Genomic DNA, 24,716 nt, shown 5'->3' with positions numbered 1-24,716 from the left:
GACACGAAAAGGATTGTAGGGACGCCCCGCAAAGGCGTCCCTTGCCATTTCCCCCTTGTTCCCGAGCCATTCATCCGCGCGTTGAGTGCCCGTAAAGTCCATTTCGAGTAGAGTTGCACGGATCGTCGGATCCTGCAATGGCACTGCGAACCCCGGTCTTCACCGCCCTCCCTCGACGCGCGATGATCGCTCCACGGTCCCGTCCGGAGGCTCTCCCGAGCCGTCCGGGGCTCGTCCGTACCCGCGGTCGCGTCGTAAGCGGCCACCCGTTCCCCGGAGACCGGTAGTCTTCCCGAAAGCGCCGACGGTGGGAGGGGGCTGAGGTGTACCTGAAGACGCTCACCCTGCGCGGCTTCAAGTCCTTCGCCTCAGCGACCACGCTGCGCTTCGAGCCCGGCATCACCGCGGTCGTCGGCCCCAACGGCTCCGGCAAGTCCAACGTCGTCGACGCCCTCGCCTGGGTCATGGGCGAGCACAGCGCCAAGTCGCTGCGCGGCGGCAAGATGGAGGACGTGATCTTCGCGGGCACCTCGAGCCGCCCGCCGCTCGGCCGGGCCGAGGTCACGCTCACGATCGACAACACCGACGGCGCGCTGCCCATCGACTACACCGAGGTGACGATCAGCCGCCTCATGTTCCGGTCGGGCCAGAGCGAGTACGCCATCAACGGCGACACCTGCCGCCTGCTGGACATCCAGGAGCTGCTGTCGGACTCCGGCATCGGCCGGGAGATGCACGTCATCGTCGGCCAGGGCCAGCTCGACCAGGTCCTGCACGCCGGGCCCGAGGAGCGCCGGGCCTTCATCGAGGAGGCCGCCGGAGTCCTCAAGCACCGCAAGCGCAAGGAGAAGGCGCTCCGCAAGCTCGACGCGATGCAGGCCAACCTGACCCGCGTCCAGGACCTCGTCACCGAATTACGCCGTCAGCTCAAACCCCTCGGCCGCCAGGCGGAGATCGCCAGGAAGGCGGCCGTCATCCAGGCGGACCTGCGCGACGCGCGGCTGCGCCTGCTCGCCGACGACGTGGTGACCTTACGCGACACGCTGCAGCGGGAGGAGGCCGACGAGGCGGCCGTACAGGCCCGCAGGACGCAGGTCGAGGGCGAGCTCGCCGAGGGCCAGCGGCGGGAGGCCGAGCTGGAGGCCGCCGAGAACGAGGCCCAGCCACGCCTCAAGGCCGCGCAGGAGACGTTCTACCGCCTGTCGGCGCTACGGGAGCGGCTGCGCGGCGTGGAGAGCCTGGCCGCCGAGCGGCAGCGGCACGCCGCCGACGCCGCCGCGATCGAGCGCCGCGGCCGCGACCCGGAGGACCTGGAACGGGAGGCCGCCGAGGTCCGCGAGCAGGAGCGGGTGCTGTCCGAGGAGCTCGACGAGGCGCGCGACCGGCTCGCCGCCGCCGTCGAGATCAGGGGCGAGGCCGAGGACGCGCTCGCGACCGAGGAGCGCCGCCTGGCCGCCGCCGCCCGGGCCGCGGCCGACCGCCGGGAGGCCCTCGCCCGGCTGCGCGGCCAGGTCGAGTCGGGCCGCAGCCGGGCCCGCGCCGCCGGCGAGGAGATCGGGCGTCTCACCAAAGCCGTGGACGACGCCCTGCGGCGCGCCGAGCGCGCCCAGGCCGACCTCGACGCGCAGGAGGTCGGCGGGCCGGAGGCCGATCCGGAGCTCGCCGCCGAGCTGGAGTCGGCCCAGGAGGGCGTGGACGTGGCCCGGGCCGCCGTGGAGGAGGCCAGGGCCGTGGCCGGGCAGGCCGAGGCCGTGGTGCGGGAGACGCGCGCCGCCCTCGCCGCGCCAAGGGACGCGCTGGCGGCGGCCAGGTCGGCGGTGGCCGCGGCGCGCGCCGCCGACCAGGAGTCGCAGCGTGCGGTGGCCGCCCTCCAGGCCCGCTGCGAGGCGCTGGAGATGAGCCTGGCGAGCGGTGTGGACGGCGCCGCCGCCCTGCTGGGCGCGGGACTGTCCGGGGTGCTCGGCCCCGTCGCCACCCTGCTGACCGTGCGGCCCGGGGCCGAGGCCGCGATCGCCGCCGTCCTCTCTGTGGACGGGGTCGCCGTCGACTCGCTGAACGCCGCCGTGGCGGCCATGGAGCACCTGCGGGAGCACGACGGGGGCCGGGCCGCCCTCCTCATCGGGGCCGACCGCCGTGACCGGCCGGAACGGCCCGACCTCCCCGTCGCGGGCGCCGAGTGGGCGGCCGACCTGGTGACCGCCCCCGACGGGCTCCGCCCGGCGGTCGACGCCCTCCTCGGTGACGTGCTCGTCGTCGCCGACCTGCTCACGGCGCGGAAGGTCGTCGACGCCGACCCCGGGCTGCGGGCCGTGACGCGGGCGGGCGACGTCCTCGGCGTCCACGCGGCCCGGGGCGGCTCCGGCGGCGCCACCTCGCTGCTGCAGATGCGGGCCGCCCTCGACGAGGCCGCCGGCGACCTCGCGACCGCCCGCGAGGGGGCGGCGCGGCACGCCGAGGCGCTGGCCGAGGCCGCGGCGGCCGAGCGGGAGTGCCAGCTGGCGGTCGAGGAGGCGCAGGGCCGGGTCACCGAGGCCCAGAACGGCGTCAGCTCCGCCCAGGGCGGCGTCAACGCGGCCCAGAACGGGCTCGACGCCGCCCAGGCCGTGCTCGATCGGGTGCGGGCCCGCCAGCGGGACGCCGACCAGAAGGCGGCCGCCGCGGCCAAGCAGCTCGCCCGCCTGGAGGCGGCCGTCAAGGCGGCCCAGGACGAGGCCGCCCGGCTCGCCAGGTCCGTGCAGGACGCAGAGGAGGCGCGGGAGGCGGCCCAGGCGGGCGTCGTGGAGCTGGAGGAGCAACTGGCCGAGGCCGAGTACGCCGCGGAGCTGGAGGCCGAGCCCACCACCGACACCCGTGACGAGCTGGCCTCCGCTCTCGGGGTCACCCGCCAGGCCGAGATCGAGGCAAGGCTCACGGTCCGTACGGCGGAGGAGCGGGTCAGGGGCATCGCGGGCCGGGCCGACGGCCTGCTGCGGGCGGCCCGGCGGGAGCGGGACGACCGTGCCAGGGCGGCCGCCCAGCGTGAGCGCCGCCGCCGGCAGGCCGAGGTGGCCGGCGCGGCCGTGCAGGGCGCCAGGACCGCGCTCCAGGCGCTGGAGGGGTCACTCGCCCTCGCCGCCCAGGAGCGCGACGAGGCCGAGCGGGCGCGCGGCGAGATCGACGCCGAGCTCAAGCGCGTACGGCTGCGGGTCCGCGAGCTGACCACCGAGCTGGACGCCCTCGTCAACCGCGTGCACGGCAGCGAGATGGCCAGGACCGAGCGCCGGCTGCGCCTGGAGCAGCTGGAGCAGCGGGCCCTGGAGGAGTACGGCGTCGACCTGGAGCCCCTCATCTCCGAGTACGGCCCGGCCGCGCCGGTCCCCGGCGAGCCGCCCGTGCCGTACGTGCGGGAGGAGCAGGAGAAGCGGGCCAGGGCGGCCGAGCGCCAGATGAACCAGCTCGGCAAGGTCAACCCGCTCGCGCTGGAGGAGTTCGCCGCCCTGGAGGAGCGCCACGCGTTCCTCACCTCGCAGCTCGAGGACCTCAAGAAGACCCGGCGCGACCTGCTGCTGGTGGTGAAGGAGGTCGACGACCGGGTCGAGCAGGTGTTCGCGGCGGCGTACGAGGACGTCGCCCGCGAGTTCGCCCAGATCTTCCAGCGGGTCTTCCCCGGCGGCGAGGGACGGCTGCTGCTGACCGACCCCGAGGACATGCTGACGACCGGCGTCGAGGTCGAGGCCCGGCCGCCCGGCAAGAAGGTCAAGCGGCTGTCGCTGCTGTCCGGCGGCGAGCGGTCGCTGACGGCGGTCGCGTTCCTGATCTCCATCTTCAAGGCCCGCCCGTCGCCGTTCTACGTGATGGACGAGGTCGAGGCCGCCCTCGACGACACCAACACGCAGCGGCTGCTCACCCTGTTCGAGGAGCTGCGGCAGAGCTCCCAGCTCATCGTCATCACCCACCAGAAGCGCACCATGGAGATCGCCGACGCCCTGTACGGCGTGTCCATGCGCGGCGACGGCGTCACCCAGGTCGTGAGCCAGCGCCTGCGCACGTAGCCTCCCCGGGCGGTGTGTGCCTGAACGGAGCACACCGGGGGGTCTGGGAAACTTCATATGTGGACGGTTACATCGGCATCATCGTGATCGTGGCCATCGCCGCCGTGCTGGCGGTGGGTGGCCTGTTCCTGCTGTTCCGGCCCAAAGCCAAGGACCTCCCCCCCGTCCAGGCCCCGCCGGAGCCGCCCGCCCCCGTCATCACCGAGCCCGGCACGACGGCCGGTCTGGGTGAGGAGGACGGCGGCACGACGACCACGCTGCCGCCTCCCGTCGAGGAGCTGGTCAAGGCTCCTCCGATCGAGGTCCCTCCGCCGTCCGCCGGCCGCATGGTCCGGCTGCGCGGCCGCCTGGCCCGCTCGCAGAACGTCCTCGGCCGCGGCCTGCTGGAACTGCTCTCCCGTGACCGGCTCGACGACGACGTCTGGGACGAGATCGAGGAGATCCTCATCACGGCCGACGTCGGCGTGGCCCCGACCCGTGCCATGGTCGAAGACCTGCGCACCAAGGTGAAGGTCCTCGGCAGCCGCACGCCCGACGAGGTCCGCAGGCTGCTCCGCGAGGAGCTGCTGGCCCAGGTCGCGCCCGACCTCGACCGCACGCTCCACACGGCGCCGACGGGGGAGCGTCCCGCCGTCGTCCTCGTCGTGGGCGTCAACGGCACCGGCAAGACGACCACGTCGGGCAAGCTCGCCCGGGTGCTCGTCGGCGACGGCCGCACGGTCGTGCTGGGGGCCGCCGACACCTTCCGCGCGGCGGCGACCGACCAGCTCCAGACCTGGGGCGACCGCGTCGGCGCGAGCGTCGTACGCGGACCCGAGGGCGGCGACCCGGCGTCCGTCGCCTTCGACGCCGTGGCCAGGGGCATCGAGGACAAGGCCGACACCGTGATCATCGACACGGCCGGCCGGCTCCACACGAAGACCGGCCTGATGGACGAGCTCGGCAAGGTCAAGCGGGTCATCGAGAAGCGGGCGGCGGTCGACGAGGTGCTGCTCGTCCTCGACGCCACCACCGGCCAGAACGGCATGCGCCAGGCGCAGGTGTTCGCCGAGGTGGTCAACGTCACCGGCATCGCGCTGACCAAGCTGGACGGCACCGCCAAGGGCGGCATCGTGATCTCCGTCCAGCGCGAGCTCGGCGTGCCGGTCAAGCTCGTGGGGCTGGGCGAGGGGCCGGACGACCTCGCGCCGTTCGACCCCGAGGTGTTCGTCGACGCCCTGATCGGCGACTGATCCACCGCACCGGGCCGGGGGCCTCGCCCCTCGGTCCGGTGCGTTCTGCGACCCGGGCCGCGTTCAGGCGCTCCAGGGCAGGCGCCGGCCCGCGCCAACGGGGACGACCAGGGGGGTGCCGGCCACCGGGTCGGCGATGACCTTGGCCTCCAGCCCGAAGACCTCCCGGACGCGGTCCTCGGTCAGCACGTCCTCCGGCGGCCCCGCCGCGACCACCCGGCCGTCCCGCATGGCCACGAGCCGGTGGGCGTACCGGGCGGCCAGGTTCAGGTCGTGCAGCACCATCACGACCGTCGTGCCGGTCTCGGCGTGCAGCCGGCCCACCAGCTCCAGGACCTCCACCTGGTGAGCCAGGTCGAGGAACGTCGTGGGCTCGTCGAGCAGCAGCAGGTCGGTCCCCTGGGCGAGCGCCATCGAGATCCACGCCCGCTGCCGCTGCCCCCCGGACAGCTGGTCAACCGGCCGGTCGGCCAGGTCGCGCATGCCGGTCCACTCCAGCGCCTCGGCGACGGCCGCCTCGTCGTCCCTCGACCACTGCCGGTACCACGTCTGGTGGGGGTGCCGCCCGCGCGCCACCAGGTCGGCGACCGTCAGCCCCTCGGGGGCGACCGGGGCCTGGGGGAGCACGCCCAGGATGCGGGCGACCTCCCGGGCCGGCATCCGGTCGATCCGCCGGCCGTCCAGCAGCACGTGGCCGCCCGAGGGCCGCAGCAGCCGTCCGAGCGCCCGCAGCAGGGTGGACTTGCCGCAGCCGTTCGGCCCGATGATCGTGGTGACCGTGCCCGTCTCGATGCCGAGGTCGAGCCCGTCGACGACCGTGCGGTCGCCGTACCCGAGTCGTAGGTCCACGGCCTGGAGCCTCATCGGCGCCTCCATCAGGTGAGGGTGCGGGCGGCGGCGCGCCGGCCGGATCCGCGCCACAGCAGGTGGATCAGGTACGGGGCGCCGAGCGCGGCCGTGACCACGCCGACCGGGAGCTCGGCGGGGGCGAAGACCGTCCGCGCCACGAGGTCGGCGGCCGCGGTCAGCACGGCGCCGGTCAGCGCGGAGACGAGCAGCGGCGGGTGCGGGGTCCTGGCCACGCGCAACGCGATCTGGGGCGCCGTGAGCGCCACGAACGCGATGGGCCCGGCGGAGGCCGTGGCGACCGCGGCGAGCAGCACGGCCACGAGGAGGAGCGCGGCCCGGGCCCGGCCCAGCCGCACCCCGAGGGCGAGGGCCGTCTCGTCGCCGAACCGCAGCGCCGCCAGCGTCCGCGACAGGCCGAGGGCCACGGGCACGAGGACGGCCAGCGCGACCGCCACCGGGACGACGTGCTCCCAGCCGCGGCCGTGGAGCGAGCCGGTGATCCACACCATCGCCCGTGCCGTGTCGTTCACGTCGCCGGCCGTCAGCAGCCAGTGCGTGACGTTCGTGAACACGGCGGCGACGCCGATCCCGACCAGGACCAGGCGGTAGCCGTCCAGGCCGCGCCGCCAGGCCAGGGCGTGGACGGCCGCCGCGCCGACGAGACCGCCCGCGACGGCGGCCGTGGGGACGCCGACGTCCGCCACCGCTCCGCTCACCCCGCCGTACGCGCTGCCGGTGGCGACGATCAGCGCCACCACGCAGACGCCCGCGCCGGATGTCACGCCGAGGATGTCGGGGCTGGCCAGCGGGTTGCGCGAGACGGCCTGGGTGATCGCCCCGGAGAGCCCGAAGGCGGCCCCGACGAGCGCGCCGGTCAGCACCCGGGGCAGCCGCAGGTCCACCACCACGAAGTGGGCGCCGCCGTCGCCGCCCAGCGCGCGGAGGATCTCGCCGAGCGGCAGCCGTACGTCGCCGAGGCCGAGGTGGGCCGCGGTGAGCGCGGCCAGGGCGGCCAGGCAGGCCAGCGCCACGGCCGCCGGCCGCGGCCGGACCAGCCACGACGCCCCGCCGATCCGGTACGCCCTGGCCTCCGGCAGCCGGATCTCCGGACGATCCGCGCGAGGGCGCGGCCGGACGGAGGGGCGGGGGAGCGGGGGACGGGCCTCCGGCGGACGAAGGAGGGCACGGACCCGGAGCGCCCGGGCCCGCCCCGCCGAACGCGCGGTGGCGGGCGCGGCCCGGCGGACGAGGGCGATGAGGAACGGCGCGCCCAGCAGGGCCAGGACCACGCCCACGGCGAGCTCCCCGGGCCGCGCGACGAGCCGCCCGATCACGTCGGCGACGAGCAGGAGCACGGCGCCGAGCAGTCCCGCGTACGGCAGGAGCCACCGGTGGTCGGGGCCGGACAGGGCCCGCGCCAGGTGGGGGACGACGAGCCCGACGAACGCGAGGGCGCCGCAGGCGGCGACCGCGCCGGCCGTGAGCGAGGTCACCGCGGCGAGCCCGACGACGCGGACGGCCCACACGTTGCGGCCGAGGGAGCGGGCCACGTCCTCTCCCAGGGCCAGCGCGTTCAGCCCGCGGGCGTTGGCGAGCGCGAGCACGAGCCCGGCCGCGACGAACGGCGCCACCTGCCAGGCCGGTCCCGCCCCGCGCCCGGCCAGCGAGCCGGCCTGCCAGAAGCGGAACGTGTCCATCGCCTGCTCGTCGAGCAGGACGAGGGCGGAGGTCAGCGCGTACAGCAGGGCGCTGACGGCGGCGCCGGCGAGGGCGAGCGTGAGCGGCGGGGAGCCGCCGCGACGGCCGCCGGCGGCGAGCCCGATCGCGAAGACGGCGACGCTCGCCGCGAGGGCGCCGCCGACGCCCAGCCAGATGGAGGCCCGGGTGCCGGACACGCCGAACGCGACGATGCCGAGGACCATGGCGAACGCCGCGCCTTGGGTCACCCCGAGCAGGCCGGGGTCGGCGAGCGGGTTGCGGGTGTGGCCCTGCATGAGGGCCCCGGCTATGCCGAGGGCCACCCCGGCGAGGACGCCGAGAACGGTCCGCGGCACCCGCAGCGAGCGCACGATCAGGTCGTTCTCGCCGCCGCCGGGCCACCACAGGGCGTGCCACACGTCGCCGGGCGGCACGGCCTTGGCGCCGAGGGCGAGGCTGAGCCCGGCGGCGACCACGAGCGCCGCGCCGAGCGTGAGGAGCACGCGCAGGCGGCGGCTCGCCATCCGGTCCTCCTTGACCCGAGCGTGAACTTCTTATTAGGTATGGCTAACCTAACTGCGGCGAGAGAGAGGGACAAATCGGATGAGAATGCGGCGTGCCGTGGTGACGGCCCTGATCGGGGCGTTGCTGTCGGGGGGACTGGCCGCCTGCGGCTCGGCGGGCACTCCATCGAGCGGGGGCGGCACGGCCCCGACGGCCGCGGGGTTCCCCAGGACGGTCCAGCACGCGATGGGGACCACGGAGATCGCGGCGCAGCCCCGGCGGGTGGTGGCGCTCGACCAGAGCTTCGTGGACGCGGCGCTGACGCTGGACACGCCGGTCGTGGGCTACACGACCTACCGGTCCATTGAGGACACGCTGCCCGGCTACCTCGCCCCCGTGCTCGACGACGCCCGTGAGGCGGTGTCCGTCGGGACGCTGGAGGCGCCGAGCCTGGAGAAGATCGCCGCGCTGCGGCCCGACCTGATCCTCAGCGCCAAGGTCCGCCACGAGGCGCTGTACGACAAGCTCGGCCGGATCGCCCCGACCGTGTTCAGCGAGACGACCGGCGCGAAGTGGAAGGACAACCTCCGCCTCGTCGGCCGGGCGCTCGGCAAGGAGGACCTGGCCGAACAGCGGATCAAGGAGTACGAGGACCGCGCCGCCGCGATCGGCGAGGAGATCGCGGCAGGGAACGGCGGAACCCCGCCGACCGTCTCGATCATCCGCTTCGCCGGGGAGCCGACCGTCCGGCTGTACGTGGAGAACTCCTACTCCGGCATCGTGCTCAAGGACGCCGGGCTCGTCCGGCCCAAGGGGCAGCCCACCACGACCGACACCATCGCCGTGAACCTCAGCGAGGAGCGGATCCCGGAGATGGACGCCGACCACATCTTCCTGGCGGCCTACGACGACCCCTCGGTGGGCCCGGTGAAGCAGAGGTTCGAGGCCAACCCGCTCTGGGGGCGTCTGAAGGGCAGGATCCACGAGGTGCCGGACATCACCTGGATGACGGCGGTCGGCATCCAGGGGGCCCACGCGATCCTCGACGACCTGGCGAAGACCTTCGGCGTGGACCCCGCCCGCCCGTCCTGACCCATCGGGAAGGGCGCCGGGCGTCAGCCCGCGAGGAAGCGGCGTAGATCGGCCAGATGGGGCTCGATGTCGATCCCCGTCTCGTCGAGCCAGCGCTGGTCGCCGTACGTGTGCCGGTAGCGCTCGCCGCCGTCGCAGATGAGCGTGACCACGCTGCCGCGCTCGCCGTTCTCCCGCATCTCGCGGATTACCGCCACGGCCGCCGCGATGTTGGTGCCGGTCGAGCCGCCGACGTCGCGGCGGGTGACCTCCCTGACCCAGTGCATCGCGGCGATCGACAGCGCGTCCGGCACCAGCGTCATCCGGTCGATCACGGTCGGCAGGAACGACGGCTCGACCCGCGGCCGGCCGATGCCCTCGATGCGCGACCCGCGCCCGGCGTGCTCCTCGCCGGAGGCCCAGGACGGGTAGAAGGCCGAGCCCTCCGGGTCGGCCACGCACAGGCGGGTCCGGTGGCGGCGGTACCGGATGTAGCGGCCGATGGTCGCCGAGGTGCCGCCGGTCCCGGCGCCGACCACGATCCACGCCGGGTCGGGGTGCCGTTCGAGGGCCATCTGCTGGAAGATGCTCTCCGCGATGTTGTTGTTGCCGCGCCAGTCGGTGGCCCGTTCCGCGTAGGTGAACTGGTCCATGTAGTGCCCGCCGGTCTCGGCGGCCAGGCGGTGGGACTCCTCGTAGATCGCTCCCGGGTCGTCCACCAGGTGGCACTTGCCGCCGTAGAACTCGATGATCTCCCGCTTCTCCGGCGACGTCGTGGCCGGGATCACCGCGATGAACGGCAGGCCGAGCAGGCGGGCGAAGTACGCCTCACTGACGGCCGTCGACCCGCTGGACGCCTCGATGATCGTCGTCGTGGGCCCGATCCAGCCGTTGGCCAGGCCGTACAGGAAGAGGGAGCGGGCGAGGCGGTGCTTGAGTGAACCGGTCGGGTGCACCGACTCGTCTTTCAAGTAGAGGTCGATGCCCCAGTGGGAGGGGAGCGGGAAGACATGGAGATGGGTGTCGCAACTGCGGTTCGCGTCGGCCTCGACGGCCTGTACGGCCTCCGACACCCACGCCCTGTCCGCAGGGTCGTGCCGGTCCACGTGTTTCATGGCGCCACTGTAGCCAGTGAACTCCGCCACACTTTACTCCGGATTGAGGCTCCGGTGTTACTATACTGAGACTTACTCGGCCTGCGTGTGACCAGACCGCGTCCGGCCCCGTGTCGCTTGCACTCCTGTGACCAGGAAAAACAATTAACACTGTGCTTACGTCCCATTCGGCACGATGTTCCTTGGCACAACAATGACCGGACGGCCTCGCATGGGTTCCTGGCGGACGGGTAACGGGGGAGAAGTTCTGTAGGGGGATGAGATGATCTCGACCGACGAGCAGCGACAGGTGTGGTTCGAGCGTGAGGTCGTGCCGGTGACCAACCAGCTCTACGCCTCCGCCATGCGGCTCACCCGTAACCCCGCCGACGCGGAGGACCTGGTCCAGGAGACGGTGGCCAAGGCGTACACGTCCTACCACCAGTTCCGCGAGGGCACGAACCTGAAGGCCTGGCTGCACCGGATCCTGACCAACAACTTCATCAACGACTACCGGAAGCGGCAGCGCTCGCCGAAGCTGTCGGCCGCCGAGGACATCGAGGACTGGCAGCTCGCCGCGGCCGAGTCGCACATGTCCACGGGCCTGCGCTCGGCCGAGAACGAGGCGCTCGACCAGCTTCCCGACAGCGTCGTGATGGACGCCCTGCGCGCCCTGCCCGAGGACTTCCGGGTGGCGGTCTACCTCGCCGACGTCGAGGGGTTCGCCTACAAGGAGATCGCCGACCGTATGGGAACCCCCATCGGCACCGTCATGTCCCGGCTGCATCGCGGCCGGCGGCAGCTTCGCGGCATGCTGGAGGACTACGCCCGCGAGGAGGGCGTCGTCCGCGTCCCCGTCCACGCCTACGCGGCATGAGAAACGTCTGAGAAAGCCCCAGATCGCCTGGGCGTAGGCGGGCGTGACAACCGCCCCGCGGACACCCGGCCCCGAAGACCCGGCCCGGTACGGCCGTCGCGCGACGTGGCGGCCGTACCGGCGTGTCAGGGGTCAGGACGCGGCGATGAGCGCGACCGCGCCGAGCGCGAAGCCCACGCCGGCGATCTGCAGGGCGCTGAGCCGCTCACCCAGGACGTACCGGGCCAGCAGCAGCGTGCTGGCGGGGTACAGCGACACCAGCACCGCCACGAGGCTGAGCATCCCCCGCTGCGCGGCCAGCAGGTAGAGCACGTTGGCCGCCATGTCGAGGACGCCGGCCCAGAGCGTCACCGGCACGCTCCCCGGCGTCGGGCGCAGGGTGGCGCGCCGGGCGACGGCCAGCACCGCCACCAGCGCGATCGAGGCGATCCGCGCCCCCAGCAGCGGCCACCCGCCGGAGTCGGCCGGGGCCAGCCTCAGCAGGATGAAGAACGCGCCGAACCCGGCCCCGGAGGCGAGCGCGCCCAGGATGGGGCCGACGCGCGAGCCGGTGGCCGTGCCGTTCGGGTCACGGCTGACGAGCAGGACGGCGAGCAGGCCAGCACCACGCCGGTCAGCGCCAGGGCGGACGGGCGCTCCCCGATGAGCAGGCCGAAGATCACCGGGACCGCCATCGCCGTGGTCGCCGTGGTCGGGGCGACCACGGACATCATCCCGGTGGCGAGCCCCCGGTAGAACAGGACGAGGGCGCCCGCCCCCGCCACGCCCGACGCCATCCCCCACAGCAGCGCCGCGGGGCTCACGCTCCCCGGCAGCAGCGGAATGAGCACCCCGATCAGCAGCAGCCCCCCCACCTGGGACAGGACGACGACCGCGAAGACCCGGGAGCGCCTGGTGGCCAGGCCGCCGAGGAAGTCGGCCGTCCCGAAGATCACCGCACATGCCGTAGCGAGCGCCACCGCCGTCACGAGTTCCCCCAAGGAATCGGCAAGAATAGTTCAATGGATTGTAATAGTAGACCACTAGACTGTACTCATGCCTGATCCGTCGACGATCAACGCGGCCATCGCCGCCAACGTCCGTGCTCAGCGGGCGCATCGGGGCATGACGCTCGACGAGCTGGCGGCCCGGTCGAACGTGAGTCGCGGCATGCTCATCCAGATCGAGCAGGGCCGCACCAACCCGAGCGTGAACACCCTGTGCCGGATCGCCGACGCCCTCGGCGTCACGATGGGCCGGCTCGTGGAGGTGTCGGACACGCCGGTCGTCCGCGTGGTCCACGCCGCGGAGGTCGTCACGTTCACGCACCCCGGAGGCGGCTCGGCCAAACTGCTCGTCGGCACCGACGCCCCCGCCATCCTGGAGCTGTGGGACTGGCGCCTCGGCCCCGGCGAGCACCACGACGGCGACGCCCATCCGGCCGGCACCCGGGAGATGCTCACCGTCCTCGAAGGGGAGCTGACGCTGGTCGTGTACGGCCGCAGCCACGTCGTCGGGGCGGACGAGGCGGTGGTGTTCAGCGCCGACCGCCCGCATCGATACGCGAACGAGGGCGACGCGCCGCTCCGGTTCGTCATGGTCGTCACCGAGCCGCCCGAGCGTCTGGACGACTGACCGGTTATGGCTGCGCTGTAACGCTTCGTAGTCTCATCATTACTCTATGAAGTGGCAAGGGGCGGCCCAAGGTTGGGTACATACCTTTTTGTGCGTGTCTCTACGGCAGGGGGCGGTGGCCGGTGACTGAGCCGCGCACCGCTATTGGACGACTCCGCGCGGAACTCGCCGCCCTCGGTGTGCACGAGGCGTACGAGATCGGCGACGGTGCCACGCTGTCGGTCTGGATCGGCCTCGTCGTGAGCTTCCGCGACGGCCTTTACCGTTGGCGCGAGGGCGCCGTGAAGTGCCGGCACTTGGGTACGGACCCTGTGGGATGCGCCACGCGGGTGGCCCGCCGGTATGCCGAGCTGCGGGCCGAGGTGCCGCCCTGGTGGGAGGAGCTGGCCAAGGTTCTGCGGGGGGACGCGGCCCAGGAGTATCCATAGCCGACCGCCCCCGCTCGCTCGGGGGGTCGTATGCGGAGGCTGTCCGTACTGCTGTCGCTGCTCGTGCTCGCCGGCTGCGGGCGGGCCGCGACCTCGGCGATGCCCGCCGGGCCCGCCGGGCCTGCCGCCGCTCGTCCGGGCTACGGCGTCGCCGACAGGTTCGACCCCGGGATGCTCCGGATGCGCCTCATCGGGGCCCAGCCCGGCTGGCCGGGCCCCCGTCTCCCGCTCGCCCCGCCGCCCCGCAAGCTGGACTGCGGCCGGCTCAAATGCGTCGCGCTGACGTTCGACGACGGGCCGGGGGAGGCCACGGACAAGGTCCTCGACCTGCTGGCGGCCCATCACGCCCGGGCGACGTTCTTCGTGCTCGGGCAGATGGTGACCGACAAGAGCCGGGACTTCGTCCGCCGGATGGTCGCCGAGGGCCACGAGGTGGGCAACCACTCCTGGGACCACGCCGCGCTGGCCGGCCTGTCCGCCGACGCCGTGCGCCGCGAGCTCGACCGCACCCAGGACGTCGTACGACGGGTCGCCGGCGTGCGGATGACGCTGATGCGGCCGCCGTACGGGTCGACGAACCACGAGGTGGAGAACGTCGCCAGGCAGGAGGGGCTGGCGCAGATCCTGTGGGCCGTCGACACGCTCGACTGGCGCGACCGCGACCCCGCGATCGTGGCCAAGCGGTGCTGCTCGGCGAAGCCGGGCGACATCGTGCTCATGCACGACATCCACCCCACGACGATCGCCGCCCTGCCCCGCCTGTTGGACGAGCTCGACCGCAAGGGCTTCACCTATGTGACCGTCTCCGAGCTGCTCGGCAGCCCGGCGCCCGGGAAGCAGTACTTCAACCGGTGAAGGGCTACGACGTCCAGGGGCCGGCGCTGGAGCTGGGGGCGCTGATCCGCGACGACGGCGCCGCCGACCCGGCCGAGCCCATCCGCGTCCCGCTGGCCATGATGAACCGGCACGGCCTGGTCGCGGGGGCCACCGGCACCGGCAAGACCAAGACCCTCCAGCTCCTCGCCGAGCAGTTGTCCGAGCAGGGCGTGCCGGTCTTCCTGGCCGACGTCAAGGGCGACCTGTCCGGCATGGCCTCGCCCGGCGTCCCGTCCGACCGGGTGAGCAGGCGGGCGGCCGAGGTGGGCGAGACGTGGTCGCCCGCGGCCTGCCCGGTCGAGTTCTTCTCGCTCGGCGGGATGGGCGAGGGGATCCCGCTGCGGGCGACGATGAGCGCGTTCGGGCCGACCCTGCTGGCCCGGGTCCTGGAGCTCAACGAGACGCAGGAGTCGTCGCTCGGGCTGATCTTCTACTTCGCCGACAAGCACGGGCTGCCGCTGCTCGACCTCAAGGACCTGGTCGAGGTGATCCGGTACCTCACCGAGACCCCGGAGGCCCTCAGCGGCATCGGCGGCCTGTCCGCCGCGACCGCCGGCGTCATCCTCCGCGCCCTGGTCAACTTCCAGGCGCAGGGGGCGGAGGCGTTCTTCGGCGAGCCCGAGTTCGACGTGCACGACCTGCTGCGGACCACGCCGGACGGCAAGGGGGTGGTGTCCGTCCTGGAGTTGCCCGCCGTCCAGGACCGGCCGCAGCTGTTCTCGACTTTCCTGATGTGGCTGCTGGCCGACCTGTTCGAGGTGCTGCCCGAGGTGGGCGACCCGGACAAGCCGTCGCTGGTGTTCTTCTTCGACGAGGCCCACCTGCTGTTCGACGGCGCGTCCAAGGCGTTCCTGCGGTCGATCACGCAGACCGTGCGCCTGATCCGCTCCAAGGGCGTCGGGGTCTTCTTCGTCACCCAGACGCCGAAGGACGTGCCCGCCGACGTGCTGGCCCAGCTCGGCGCCCGGGTGCAGCACGCCCTGCGGGCCTTCACGCCGCAGGACGCCAAGGCGCTCAAGGCCACCGTCTCGACGTTCCCGAACTCCTCCTACGACCTGGAGAAGCTGCTGACCGAGCTCGGCATCGGTGACGCTGTGGTGACCGTGCTGTCCGAGACGGGCGCGCCGACCCCGGTCGCCTGGACCCGGCTGCGCGCCCCGCGCACGCTCATGGCGCCGTCCGCCCCGGCCGTGGTGCAGGGCGTCATCGCCGCCTCCCCGCTGCTGCCCAAGTACGGCACGGCGGTGGACAGGCAGTCGGCGTACGAGATCCTGTCGGCCCGGCTGGCCCCGGGCGAGCCCGCGTCCCGGCCGCCCGAGCCGCAGCCGTCCCGCCGGGAGCCGGCGCCGGGAGAGCGGGAGGAGCGGCGCGAGCGGACGCCGTCCGTGCTGGAGGGGATGCTCGAGTCGAAGGAGTTCCGCTCGCTGGCCCGGTCCGCCGCGTCCGCCCTCGGCCGGGAGATCACCCGGTCGATCTTCGGGACGCCGCGGCGCAGGCGCCGCTGAGCGCGAGCGTGTGCGCTTTGTCGGAGGGACGTGCCAAAGTGGCGGGCATGGGTTTCAGCGGGTTCCCCGACGAGGCGCTCATCTTCTACGAGGGCCTGGTCGCCGACAACTCCCGGGGCTACTGGGCGGCCAACAAGGAGCTGTACGAGGACGCCGTCAGGGCGCCGATGCTCGCCCTGCTGGAGGAGCTGGCCCCCGAGTTCGGCGACTCCCATCTGTTCCGGCCGTACCGGGACGTGCGGTTCGCCAAGGACAAGTCGCCGTACAAGACCCACCAGGGTGCCTATTTCAAGGCGGGCCTGGAGGGCGTGGGCTTCTACGTGCAGATCGACGCCGACGGGCTGTACGCGGCCGCCGGCTGGTGGGCGTCCGGGGAGCAGGTGCTGCGCTACCGCGAGGCGCTCGACGACGACACGGCGGGCGCCCGGCTCGAGGAGGTCCTCGCCGCCCTGCCCGGCGGGCTGACGGTGGGCGGCGAGCGCCTCAAGACCCGGCCGCGGGGCACCCCGGAGGACCACCCGCGGCTCGACCTCATGCGGTACAAGTCGCTGCACGCCGGGCGCCGGTTCGAGCCCGAGCCGTGGCTCCACACCCCCGAGACCCTCGACCGCGTGCGGGACACCTGGCGTGCCTGCGTCCCGCTCGTCGACTGGCTGCGCGTCCACCTCAGCTGACCCGCCGCCCGCCCGCCGCGGTTCGCCGTGGCCGTTCCCGATCGTGGGCGGGCGCCGGGTCGCGGCTCGTCGCGTGCCTGGTCAGCGGCCGAGCAGCAGCGCCAGGACGGTGACGACCACCCAGGCGCCCGCGAGCGCCGTGTGCATGCCCGCACCCATGTTCCGCATCGCGGACCCTCCCTTCCCCCCGAGATCTCCTGACCTACGGGACGAGGATGCGCTCCGGCGGTTGCGTCCGGCTGAGGAGTGACTTGGACGGCAGTCAGGACGCGACGTGGACGACCCCGCAGGCGATCCGGCGGCCGGCGTCGCCGGTCTTCAGCGTGGTGGCGTCCGGGCCGGTGGTGCCGGTGGCGTCCTTCGGGTGCGTGTAACGGCTGGGGATGTTGGCGAAGTTGTCCGGCTTGGCGTGGATGATGATGGCGCTGCCGTCCGCGTCCCTGAGCCGGGCCGGGGTGAACCGGTCCGTCAGGAAGCTCGTGCTGGCCACGCCGTCGGCGGTCGCGAGCAGCGAGGGGAGGTTGCCTCCGGCGTCCCCGCCCTGTCCCTGGTCCATGTGACCGCCCGCGCTGGCGAACGGACTGCCGGTGTCCGGGTCGACCGAGGCGGGGTCGCACACGCCGGCCGAGTGGATGTGGAAGCCGTGGAAGCCCGGGGTCAGGCCGCGGACGAACACGGTGACCCGCGACGCGGCGGCCGAGTACCGCTCGATCCGCAGGGTGCCGAGGACCCGTCCGTTGACGTCCCTGATCACGGCGCTCGCCGCCGCGTCCGGCCGTGCCTGGGCCTGCGGCAGCGCACCGGTGTGCGGCAGAGCGCCGGCGTGCGGCAGCGCGAGGACGCAGGCGCCGACGCCGAGCGCGAGGTTGGCGGCCAGGGCGAGATGACTCGTGCGAAGCATGGGTGAGGCTCCTCCGTAGGGGCTGGTGCCTGCGACAGGAGAGCACGCGCGGGCACCCCCGGGAGAGCGGTAGACGGGCCCTGTGCCCGCCGTTTACCCCTTCTTGCCGCCGCGGGGAACGGCGAAGCCCCCGCGCCGGGTGGGGCGCGGGGGCTTCGGCAGGCTGGGTCAGTTGGCGCGCTTGGCGCGGGCGGCGGCGCGGCCGCGGCTCGAGGCGTCGAGAACGACCTTGCGCAGGCGCACGGTCTCCGTCGTGATCTCCACGCACTCGTCGTCGCGGATGAACTCCAGCGCCTGCTCCAGCGACAGCACGCGCGGCGGGATCAGCTTCTCCGTCTCCTCGCTCGTGGACGAGCGCATGTTCGTGAGCTTCTTCTCCTTGGTGATGTTCACGTCCATGTCGTCGGATCGGGAGTTCTCCCCGACGATCATGCCCTCGTACACCTCGGTGCTGGGGGAGACGAACAGCGTGCCGCGCTCCTGCAGGTTGAGCATGGCGAACGCGGTGACCTGGCCGGCCCGGTCGGCCACCAGCGAGCCGTTGTTGCGGGTGCGCAGGTCGCCGAACCACGGCTCGTACGTCTCGAACACGTGGTGCACCAGGCCGGTGCCCCGCGTCTCGGTGAGGAACTCCGTGCGGAAGCCGATCAGGCCGCGGGACGGCACCAGGAACTCCATGCGGATCCAGCCGGTGCCGTGGTTGGTCATGTGCTCCATCCGGCCCTTGCGGACCGCAAGGAGCTGGGTGACCGCGCCCAGGTACTCCTCCGGGCAGTCGACCGTGAGCCGCTCGACCGGCTCGTGGATCTTGCCGTCGACGACCTTGGTGACGACCTTGGGCTTGCCGACCGTCAGCTCGTAGCCCTCGCGGCGCATCTGCTCCACCAGGATGGCCAGCGCCAGCTCGCCGCGGCCCTGCACCTCCCACGCGTCGGGCGTCTCGGTGGCCAGCACGCGGAGCGAGACGTTGCCGACGAGCTCCTTGTCGAGCCGGTCCTTGACGAGCCGGGCGGTGACCTTGGCGCCCTTGACCTTGCCGACCAGAGGGCTCGTGTTGGTGCCGATCGTCATCGAGATGGCCGGCTCGTCCACGGTGATCAACGGCAGCGGCCGCGGGTCGTCGGGGTCGGCCAGCGTCTCGCCGATCATGATGTCCGGGATGCCGGCGATCGCGATGATGTCGCCGGGCCCGGCCTCCTCGGCCGGCTTGCGCTCCAGCGCCTCGGTCATCAGCAGCTCGGAGATCCGGACCCGCTGGACGGTGCCGTCCGTACGGCACCAGGCCACCTGCTGGCCCTTCTTGATCGTGCCCTGGTGGACCCGGCACAGGGCGATGCGGCCCAGGTAGCTGGAGGCGTCCAGGTTGGTGACGTGGGCCTGGAGCGGCGCCGACGGGTCGTACACGGGTGCCGGGATGGTGCTCTTGATCGTCTCGAACAGCGGCTCGAGGTCGGGGGAGTCGGGCATCCCGCCGTCCTGGGGACGGGTGAGGGAGGCCCGGCCGGCCTTGGCCGAGGCGTACACGATCGGGAAGTCGATCTGCTCCTCGGTCGCGTCGAGGTCGATGAACAGCTCGTAGACCTCGTCGACGACCTCGGCGATGCGGGCGTCGGGACGGTCGACCTTGTTGATGCACAGGATCACCGGCATCTTGGCCGACAGCGCCTTGCGCAGCACGAACCGGGTCTGCGGCAGCGGCCCCTCGGAGGCGTCCACGAGCAGGACGACGCCGTCGACCATGGACAGGCCGCGCTCGACCTCGCCGCCGAAGTCGGCGTGGCCGGGGGTGTCGATGATGTTGAGGGTCATGCCACCGTGCTTGACGGCCGTGTTCTTCGCGAGAATGGTGATCCCCTTCTCGCGTTCGAGGTCGTTGGAGTCCATGACCCGCTCGTCGACGTCCTGGTTGGCGCGGAACGCCCCGGACTGCCAGAGCATGGCGTCCACCAGGGTGGTCTTTCCGTGGTCGACGTGCGCGATGATCGCGATGTTCCGCAGGTCGTCGCGGCTGTTCAAAGGCATAGTGAGGTCTCGCTCTGGATCGTCGGGGTGTCGTCCGCGTCCCGGGACCGAAGCGAGACGCTCATCCGCCGTGGAGACACGGCCTTTCCATTTTAGTTGATCCGCGGTCGTCGCCAGGCGCCGCCCGGATGCCGCGGCCAGAGAGGCCAACGCGTCCGCCGCCCGGGACATTCCGTTACCGTCCGGTGGCTGAAACCTCACCACGCGGGCAGCAGGAGGGCGTGACGGATGAAGGACTTGTCCTGCTGATCGCCTGGGGAGAGTTGCTCGTCCTGCTGCTCGTGCTCGCGTACTTCCTGCTGAGGGGGCGGACGTGAGCGCGCCGCGCCGGGCTCTCCTCACCGGGGCGGCCCTGCTCGCCGCGTTCGGGCCCGCGGCCTGTGTGAGCCCGGCCTGGGACGACCACGACTACGCGCTCAAGGCCGGGAAGACGGCGGAGGCCGCCGCCTCGGCCGTGCAGCTCGCCCGTACGGCCGTCCGGCACGAGGACGGGACGACGCGGCAGTACCTGAAGGTCGTGCTCACCGAGGCGGCCGACGACCTCGGCAATGTGAACGACCAGTTCGGCGGCGTCCAGCCCCCCTCGGACGCCTCCGAGCGGCTGCGCGGCGAGGTGACGGATCTCACGGAGAAGGCGGAGGACGAGGTGCACGATCTGCTCGACCAGGTGCGGCGCGACCGGGTGCGCGACCCGGCGGGCGCCGTGCGCGACCTGGGGGAGATCGCCGGAAGGCTCAGCGCGTTCGCGGAGCGCCACAAGTGAAGAAGCTGTTCGCCGTCACGCTCGGCATCCTGACGGCCTTCGGTGGGTTCGTCGACATCGGCGACCTGGTGGCCAACGCGGTGGTGGGGTCCCGGTTCGGCCTGTCGCTGGTTTGGGTCGTGGTCGTGGGCATCGTCGGCATCTGCCTGTTCGCGGAGATGTCGGGCAGGATCGCCGCCGTCTCCCAGCGGCCGGTCTTCGACCTGGTCCGCGAGCGGCTCGGCCCCCGCGCCGGCCTCGTGAACCTCGGCGCCTCGTTCTTCATCAACGCGCTCACGCTGGCCGCCGAGATCGGCGGCGCGTCGCTCGCGCTGGAGCTCGCCACCGGCGTGAACTACCTGCTGTGGGTCCCGCTCGTGGCGCTGGTCGCGTGGCTCGTGATGTGGCGGGTCAAGTTCGAGACGATGGAACGGATCTTCGGCCTCATGGGCCTGGGTCTCGTGGTGTTCCTGGTCGCGCTCTGGAAGCTCGGGCCCGACTGGGGGGAGCTCGCCCACCAGCTCACCCGGCCGCCGCAGGACGAGGGACTGCCGACGTACTTCTACTACGCGATCGCGCTGCTCGGCGGGGCCATGACGCCGTACGAGGTGTTCTTCTTCTCCTCGGGCGGCGTGGAGGAGCGCTGGACGTCGAAGGACCTGGTCACCGAGCGGGCCAACGTGTTCGTGGGCTTCCCGCTGGGTGGGCTGCTGTCGATCGGCATCGCCGCCTGCGCGGCCACGCTGTTCATGCCGGTGGAGGCCGTGCCCGACTCGCTCGGGCAGATGGTGCTCCCGGTGGCGGCCGGCCTCGGGAAGGTCGCGCTCGGCGTGGTGATCCTCGGCGTGTTCGCCGCGACGTTCGGCGCCACCCTGGAGACGGCGCTGTCGTCGGGGTACTCCCTGAGCCAGTACTTCGGCTGGCAGTGGGGCAAGTACGTGCAGCCGGCGCGGGCCGCCCGGTTCCACGTCGTGGTCCTCGCCGTGACGATCGTGGCGACCGCCCTCATCCTCACGACGATCGACCCGATCATGGTGACCGAGTACTCCCTCGTGTTCTCCGCGGCCGCCCTCCCGTTGACGTACCTGCCGGTCCTCATGATCGCCAACGATCCCGACTACATGGGGGACAAGGTCAACGGCAGGTTCAGCAACGCGCTGGGCATGGTCTACATGGTGCTGCTGCTCGTGGTGGCGGTGGCGGCCGTCCCGCTGATGCTTGCGACGAAGGCGGGCCAATGACGCGGGGGCACGGACGACCCGGAGGTGGCGGAGCGATGACCGAGCACGCGCGGACCCTGCACGCCCGCCTCCACCTGCTCGACCGCCAGGTCGCCTCCACCGACGAGGACCGCCTGATCTGCAAGGTCGACGACCTGGAGGTGCGGACCGGCGACGGCCCGTTCCCGTACGTCACGGCGATCCTGTCCGGGCCGCTCGCGCTCGGGCCGCGCATCGGCGGGGTGGCCGGGTGGCTGATGGCCGAGGTCGACCGCCTGTTCAGGGACGACCCGTCCGGCGAGCCGTACCGGATCGCGATGGGCCGGGTCACGGAGATCGGCAGCGCGGTCAGGGTCGCGGGGCAGCCGCGTGACCTGGCCCTGGAGCGGTGGCTGGCCCGCAACGTCGTCGGCCGCATCCCCGGGGCGCCGAGGCCCGAGCACGAGGAGGACGCCGCAACCGAACCGGAGGCCCTGGAGGCCCAGGAGGTCGCGGAGGGCCGGGCGCGGCGGGAGGACGGGGAGACGCTGCGCATGAGCACGCTGCTCGCGCGTGTCGTCCGCGACGATTCCGGAAATGTCGTAGGCAATGTGGTCGACGTGCGTCTGGTCCAGGATGGACCCCTGCTGGACGGGGTCCAATTGGCATTCCGCCTCGCGGGGTTCGTCGTCGCGCGGCGGCGGGCCGGGCAGCTGTTCGGCTACGAGCGGGCGCACCGGGACGGGCACCCGGCGCTGGTGGCCGCCGTCGTCCGGCGCCTGCACGGGGAGATCAGGTACGCGGACTGGGATGAGGTGGCGTCCCTGGGGGACGGCGAGGTGCGGCTGCGGGTGCCGTGGGAGCGGCTGAGGATGCTGGACGACCTCTGACGGGAGGGGTGGGGCGTGCGGGGGCCGGGATCGGATGTCAATAAGGTCGGGGGCATGGATCTGGCTTCCGCGTTCCCGGCCATGCTGCGGACGGCAGACGGCGTCCGGATCGACGCCGCGCACACCCCCAACAGCTCGCTCGACCTCGGCATCGTGGTGGCGCACGGCTTCACGGGGTCCTGGCGGGAGCGCCCGTCCCGCCGGATCGTGCACGTCCTGTCCCGGTACGGCGGCGTGGTGTCGTTCGACTTCCGGGGGCACGGCCGCTCGGCCGGCCGCACGACGGTGGGCGACCTGGAGATCCTCGACGTGGACGCGGCGGTCAAGCACGCGCGGGCCATCGGCTACAGGCGGCTCGTCACCGTGGGCTTCTCGATGGGCGCCGCGGTGGTCGTCCGCCACGCCGGGCTGCACGGCGGGGTCGACGCCGTGGTGTCGGTCAGCGGCCCGGCCCGCTGGTACTACCGGGACACCAAGCCGATGCGGCAGGTCCACTGGGCCATCGAACGGTGGCACGGGCGGCTCGCGGCCCGGGTCGTCAAGGGCACCCGGATCGCGGGCGGCGTCTGGGACCCGGTCCCGGTCCCGCCGTACGAGGCGGCGGCGATGATCGCGCCCACGCCGCTGCTGGTCGTGCACGGCGACGCCGACCCGTTCTTCCCCCTGGAGCACGCCTACCAGATCTACGACAACGCGCGGGAGCCGAAGGAGCTGTGGATCGAGCCGGGGTACGGTCACGCGGAGAACGCGGCCACCCCTGACCTCATCCGCAAAATTGGTCTCTGGATTTCGCGAACCAAATCCCGATAAGGGTCGTCTATGGGAGGTGTGCGGGTCCGTCAGGGTTCGCGCACCGCCGGTTTACGGGGATCGGCGCACACCCTCCGGGGTGTGGCCCAGCGTCGCGGGGGCGCGCTGGGCGGCCCCGGTCCCGCCAACGACGCACGGCGGGACCGGGGCGCATCACCCGGGCCCCGCCGCGAACGCACGGCGCCGCCGCGCCCCGGTCCGGCCGCGAGCGCGCGACGGGACCGGGCGGACGACCCCGGATCAGCCCAGGCGGGCGATCGACTTGGTCTCCAGGTAGGTCTCCAGGCCCTCCGGGCCGAGTTCCCGGCCGAGGCCGCTGGCCTTGTAGCCGCCGAAGGGCGTGTTCGGGTCGAGCGTGTGCATCATGTTCACGCCGTACGTCCCGGTGCGGACCCGCCGGGCGACGTCCATGCCGCGCTCCGTGTCGCCCGTCCAGACCGTGCCCGACAGGCCGTAGTCGCTGTCGTTGGCGATCCGGACCGCGTCGTCCTCGTCGTCGTACGGGATCACCGTGAGGACCGGGCCGAAGATCTCCTCGCGGGCGATCCGCATGTCGTTGGTGGCCCCCGCGAAGACGGTCGGCGCGACGTACCAGCCCCGGTCGAACGGCCGGTCGAGACCGCCGACGACCGGCTTGGCGCCCTCCTCCAGCCCGGATCTGATGTAGGCCTCGACCCGCTCCTGCTGGCGCCGGGCGACCATCGGGCCGATCCCGGTGGCCGGGTCGGCCGGGTCGCCCACCCGCTGGCCCGTCACCATGTCGGCGACGGCCTGGACGACCTCGTCGTACCGGGACCTGGAGGCGAGGATGCGGGTCTGGGCGACGCAGGCCTGGCCGTTGTTCATCAAAGAGGCGATGGACAGGAAGCCCATGGCGGACGGGAGGTCGCAGTCGTCCAGGACGATCGCGGCGGACTTGCCGCCCAGCTCCAGCGTGCACCTCTTGAGCTGCTCACCGCAGATGGCCGCGATCCGCCGTCCCGCGGCGGTCGACCCGGTGAAGGCCACCTTGTCCACGCCGGGGTGCGAGACCAGGTGCTCGCCCGCCTCGCGCCCGGCCGCGACGATGTTGACCACGCCGGCGGGGATGCCGGCGTCCTTGACCATCTCGGCGAGCAGGTAGGAGTCGAGCGGCGTCTCGGGAGCGGGCTTGATCACGACGGTGCAGCCCGCGACGAGCGCCGGGGCGAGCTTGGTCATGATGACGAACTGCGGGACGTTCCACGGCACGATCGCCGCGACGACGCCGACCGGCTCCCGGCGGACGACCACCGGGCCGAACATGCCGGGCCGCTCCTCCTCGACCCGGTAGTCGGCGCCGAGCCCGGCGTAGTACCTGAGCATGCCGAGCGGCTGCGGCGCCTGCGCCATCTGCGAGAACGTGATGGGCGAGCCCATCTCCAGCGTGATGGTCTCGGCGAGCTCCCCCTGCCGGGACTCGTAGATGTCGGCCAGCCTGCCCACGACGGCGGCGCGCTCGGCCATGGTCATGCGCGGCCAGGGTCCGTTGTCGAAGGCCTCACGGGCCGCGGCGACCGCGCGGTCCATGTCGGCGGGCGTGCCGTCGGGAACCCGGGCGACCACCTCCTCGCTGTGCGGGGAGATCACCTCGATGACGTCCGTGCCCGCGGGGGCCACCCAGTCGCCCCCGATGAACAGCTTGTCGTGCTGCAGCATGTCCCTGCCTCCTGATCGGGCT

21 protein-coding genes are annotated in these 24,716 nt (G+C 72.8%); 13 read left to right on the top strand and 8 right to left on the bottom strand.

Translation table 11 applies throughout. The features are described 5' to 3' along the window. The first annotated feature begins 323 nt into the window (after positions 1-323). Both Mco01_RS16050 and ftsY read left to right on the top strand, forming a co-directional pair. A complete protein-coding gene (locus Mco01_RS16050; RefSeq protein ID WP_204057696.1) occupies positions 324-4,031 on the top strand; it encodes an SMC hinge domain-related protein in 3,708 nt (1,235 codons plus the stop codon). 59 nt (positions 4,032-4,090) lie between these two features. After that, positions 4,091-5,263, top strand: a complete 1,173-nt coding sequence (gene ftsY / locus Mco01_RS16045; protein WP_036331365.1) for a signal recognition particle-docking protein FtsY — start codon at positions 4,091-4,093, stop codon at positions 5,261-5,263. Positions 5,264-5,326: 63 nt separating this feature from the next. On the opposite strand, the gene Mco01_RS16040 is transcribed toward ftsY, so the two are convergent. Together Mco01_RS16040 and Mco01_RS39125 are read right to left on the bottom strand one after the other, a co-directional pair. Next, positions 5,327-6,127 carry an ABC transporter ATP-binding protein gene (locus tag Mco01_RS16040; protein WP_204057695.1) on the bottom strand — a complete coding sequence of 267 codons (801 nt, stop codon included), beginning with the start codon at positions 6,125-6,127 and terminating at the stop codon, positions 5,327-5,329. An 11-nt stretch (positions 6,128-6,138) separates the two neighbouring features. Next, positions 6,139-8,334, bottom strand: coding sequence for an iron ABC transporter permease (locus Mco01_RS39125; protein ID WP_239103643.1), 2,196 nt, complete (start codon positions 8,332-8,334; stop codon positions 6,139-6,141). 79 nt (positions 8,335-8,413) lie between these two features. Between Mco01_RS39125 and Mco01_RS16025 the strand changes: the two genes are divergently transcribed. Continuing rightward, positions 8,414-9,406, top strand: a complete 993-nt coding sequence (locus Mco01_RS16025) for an ABC transporter substrate-binding protein (protein WP_204057694.1) — start codon at positions 8,414-8,416, stop codon at positions 9,404-9,406. Between the two features lie 23 nt (positions 9,407-9,429). Here the strand turns inward: Mco01_RS16025 and Mco01_RS16020 are convergent, their stop codons facing one another. Then, a complete protein-coding gene (locus Mco01_RS16020; RefSeq protein ID WP_204057693.1) occupies positions 9,430-10,500 on the bottom strand; it encodes a PLP-dependent cysteine synthase family protein in 1,071 nt (356 codons plus the stop codon). A 262-nt stretch (positions 10,501-10,762) separates the two neighbouring features. Between Mco01_RS16020 and Mco01_RS16015 the strand changes: the two genes are divergently transcribed. Further along, entirely contained in the window at positions 10,763-11,356 is a 594-nt protein-coding gene (locus Mco01_RS16015) for a sigma-70 family RNA polymerase sigma factor (RefSeq protein WP_036331368.1), read from the top strand. Between the two features lie 132 nt (positions 11,357-11,488). Here Mco01_RS16015 and Mco01_RS39120 read toward each other — a convergent pair whose 3' ends face one another. Further along, complete coding sequence (locus Mco01_RS39120; RefSeq protein WP_239103661.1) at positions 11,489-11,830, bottom strand: EamA family transporter; 342 nt, start codon at positions 11,828-11,830, stop codon at positions 11,489-11,491. 2 nt (positions 11,831-11,832) lie between these two features. Beyond that, positions 11,833-12,336, bottom strand: coding sequence for a DMT family transporter (locus Mco01_RS39115; RefSeq protein WP_239103667.1), 504 nt, complete (start codon positions 12,334-12,336; stop codon positions 11,833-11,835). A 55-nt stretch (positions 12,337-12,391) separates the two neighbouring features. Between Mco01_RS39115 and Mco01_RS16005 the strand changes: the two genes are divergently transcribed. The 5 genes from Mco01_RS16005 (at position 12,392) to Mco01_RS15985 (ending at position 16,453) form a co-directional block, all read left to right on the top strand. Continuing rightward, on the top strand, positions 12,392-12,970 hold the full coding sequence (locus tag Mco01_RS16005; RefSeq protein ID WP_204057691.1) for a helix-turn-helix domain-containing protein: 579 nt from the start codon (positions 12,392-12,394) through the stop codon (positions 12,968-12,970). A gap of 122 nt (positions 12,971-13,092) precedes the next feature. Beyond that, positions 13,093-13,398, top strand: a complete 306-nt coding sequence (locus Mco01_RS16000) for a hypothetical protein (RefSeq protein ID WP_036331371.1) — start codon at positions 13,093-13,095, stop codon at positions 13,396-13,398. A gap of 30 nt (positions 13,399-13,428) precedes the next feature. Next, on the top strand, positions 13,429-14,253 hold the full coding sequence (locus Mco01_RS15995) for a polysaccharide deacetylase family protein (protein ID WP_204057690.1): 825 nt from the start codon (positions 13,429-13,431) through the stop codon (positions 14,251-14,253). Further along, on the top strand, positions 14,250-15,779 hold the full coding sequence (locus tag Mco01_RS15990) for a helicase HerA-like domain-containing protein (protein WP_204057689.1): 1,530 nt from the start codon (positions 14,250-14,252) through the stop codon (positions 15,777-15,779). Before Mco01_RS15995 ends, Mco01_RS15990 begins: the two co-directional genes overlap by 4 nt. Before the next feature lie 47 nt (positions 15,780-15,826). Next, positions 15,827-16,453, top strand: a complete 627-nt coding sequence (locus tag Mco01_RS15985; RefSeq protein ID WP_204057688.1) for a DUF2461 domain-containing protein — start codon at positions 15,827-15,829, stop codon at positions 16,451-16,453. Positions 16,454-16,715: 262 nt separating this feature from the next. Here Mco01_RS15985 and Mco01_RS15980 read toward each other — a convergent pair whose 3' ends face one another. After that, entirely contained in the window at positions 16,716-17,354 is a 639-nt protein-coding gene (locus tag Mco01_RS15980; RefSeq protein WP_204057687.1) for a superoxide dismutase family protein, read from the bottom strand. Between the two features lie 168 nt (positions 17,355-17,522). Further along, positions 17,523-19,376 carry a translational GTPase TypA gene (gene typA, locus Mco01_RS15975; protein WP_204057686.1) on the bottom strand — a complete coding sequence of 618 codons (1,854 nt, stop codon included), beginning with the start codon at positions 19,374-19,376 and terminating at the stop codon, positions 17,523-17,525. Between the two features lie 313 nt (positions 19,377-19,689). On the opposite strand from typA, the gene Mco01_RS15970 reads away from it, so the two are divergent. From Mco01_RS15970 to Mco01_RS15955, 4 genes are read left to right on the top strand one after another with little or no spacing between them, the layout of a single operon-like run. Beyond that, a complete protein-coding gene (locus Mco01_RS15970; RefSeq protein WP_204057685.1) occupies positions 19,690-20,139 on the top strand; it encodes a hypothetical protein in 450 nt (149 codons plus the stop codon). Continuing rightward, positions 20,136-21,359: an NRAMP family divalent metal transporter gene (locus tag Mco01_RS15965; protein WP_204057684.1), complete on the top strand. Its 1,224-nt coding sequence runs from the start codon at positions 20,136-20,138 to the stop codon at positions 21,357-21,359. The genes Mco01_RS15970 and Mco01_RS15965 overlap by 4 nt, the downstream gene beginning before the upstream one ends. A 35-nt stretch (positions 21,360-21,394) precedes the next feature. Then, positions 21,395-22,207 carry a hypothetical protein gene (locus Mco01_RS15960; RefSeq protein WP_204057683.1) on the top strand — a complete coding sequence of 271 codons (813 nt, stop codon included), beginning with the start codon at positions 21,395-21,397 and terminating at the stop codon, positions 22,205-22,207. 54 nt (positions 22,208-22,261) lie between these two features. Continuing rightward, entirely contained in the window at positions 22,262-23,017 is a 756-nt protein-coding gene (locus tag Mco01_RS15955) for an alpha/beta hydrolase (protein ID WP_239103642.1), read from the top strand. Between the two features lie 240 nt (positions 23,018-23,257). Here Mco01_RS15955 and Mco01_RS15950 read toward each other — a convergent pair whose 3' ends face one another. Continuing rightward, positions 23,258-24,694, bottom strand: coding sequence for an aldehyde dehydrogenase (locus tag Mco01_RS15950; RefSeq protein ID WP_204057682.1), 1,437 nt, complete (start codon positions 24,692-24,694; stop codon positions 23,258-23,260). Positions 24,695-24,716: the final 22 nt, after the last annotated feature.

Source organism: Microbispora corallina (assembly GCF_016863035.1).
GTDB lineage: Bacteria > Actinomycetota > Actinomycetes > Streptosporangiales > Streptosporangiaceae > Microbispora > Microbispora corallina.
This window is presented reverse-complemented; position numbering and strand designations above follow the sequence as displayed.